Origin of the sequence: Myxococcus sp. RHSTA-1-4, assembly GCF_020037125.1 — a bacterium.
In the GTDB taxonomy this organism is placed as follows: Bacteria; Myxococcota; Myxococcia; order Myxococcales; family Myxococcaceae; genus Myxococcus.
The window spans coordinates 1-1,308 of record NZ_JAIQDG010000119.1; the positions used below are offsets into that span (position 1 = coordinate 1).

1 protein-coding gene and 1 pseudogene are annotated in these 1,308 nt (G+C 61.5%); both read right to left on the bottom strand.

Annotated elements, in window-relative coordinates; translation table 11 throughout:
- Positions 1-133: 133 nt before the first annotated feature.
- Entirely contained in the window at positions 134-1,048 is a 915-nt protein-coding gene (locus tag K8638_RS44175) for a type VI immunity family protein (protein ID WP_223760810.1), read from the bottom strand.
- Positions 1,045-1,308 (bottom strand): annotated as a pseudogene (locus K8638_RS44180) (hypothetical protein); the annotation flags it as partial. The pseudogene K8638_RS44180 and the gene K8638_RS44175, both read right to left, overlap by 4 nt.

Genomic DNA, 1,308 nt, shown 5'->3' on the forward strand with positions numbered 1-1,308 from the left:
GGCAGTCCTCCCGACCCCATCACACAGCCGGCTCGAACTCGGGCCTCGCTCCCTCAACCAGGGTGCGCGTCAACACCTCACACGGTAATCGAGCTTCGCTGTATCTCCACGCCAACAACGTATCCGCACGGAGTCAGTCGAGGAAGCGGCGCTCCCAGCGGAGCTTGTCCTCCGGGGGAAAGTCCGGGTCGAAGAATGAGTCTGGGTTGAAGTGGTAGAGCCACGGCTCCAGCACGCGCGCCAGCTCACGGTAGGCCGGCAGGTCCTTTCCCGCCTCCAGGTCGCCGGCCTCCGGCCATGGCCCGAGTGTCACCACCACACGCGCGTCATCCAGTGACTGAACCGTCGTACCGGGCGACAAAAGCCGTGGGCGCAGACCTTCCGCGCCGCCCAGTTCCCCCAGCACGGGGGGGCCCAGGAACGTCAGCCAGTGCGCCCCGGTAATCCGCGTGCCGATGTCTTGATAGACGAAGTCCTCTATCACCTCCATTCCAGGATGACGGAAACACATACCTCGGACGCGTCGCCTGACACCCACGAGATCCATGTCTGCATTGAAAGACAGGCTGGCATAGCCGGAGTTGAAGGGCAGATGTGAGGCCAGTTCCAGTGCCAGCTCACGCACCTTTCCTGGCCCATGTTGCTCCAGGTACTCGGTGGTCAACTGGAAGGTCGCCTCGCACGAACGCCCTGGATTGTCGGACCAGCCCGTGGACTCCAGCGACACGCCCGTGTATTCGAACTTGAACTCCGAGACGCCATTGGAGTTGCTCGCGATTGTGACATGCGAGTACTCGCTTTCGAGGAGCTCCCTCCGGATGTGTTCCCTTGCTTTGTCATCGAGCGTGAGCCAGTAACCCTCCATGTCTGGGTGGATCGTCAGAGCCTGGGGGCCCAGCGTCCGGTTGAACACGTCCAGCGCACGTATGATTGACGGCCCCAGCTCCCGGTGAGAGCGGTGCATGTAGAAGCGAATGGTGAGGCCATCGCGAATGAGAACGTAATCACCATCTGCCGTGACCCGAATCCGCGGGTAACGCTCGTTCATTGATCTGCTCCCTTGGGAGTTATGCGGCTGGGGCGTACTCCGAAGGTCTTCATGTACGCGTCGCCCTGATGTCGTGCCCCGATAGGGTTGCCTCCGGGATATTTCCTCCATGTAGAGGGGTTGCTCTCGGGACATGGGAACTTGAAGTCGTAGACACGTTGGACCTGAGTGGGCTCACCTGTGTGGATGACGACGTCGGGCACTACCGAGCCCACGAGTTCCTTGCCTCCGTTGCGCAGCATCCTCAGCTCCGTCTCATG

What these genes read in the sequence shown, in the direction of transcription:
- K8638_RS44175 (WP_223760810.1), bottom strand. Translation starts at nt 1,048, where the DNA reads ATGAACGAGCGTTACCCGCGGATTCGGGTCACGGCAGATGGTGATTAC.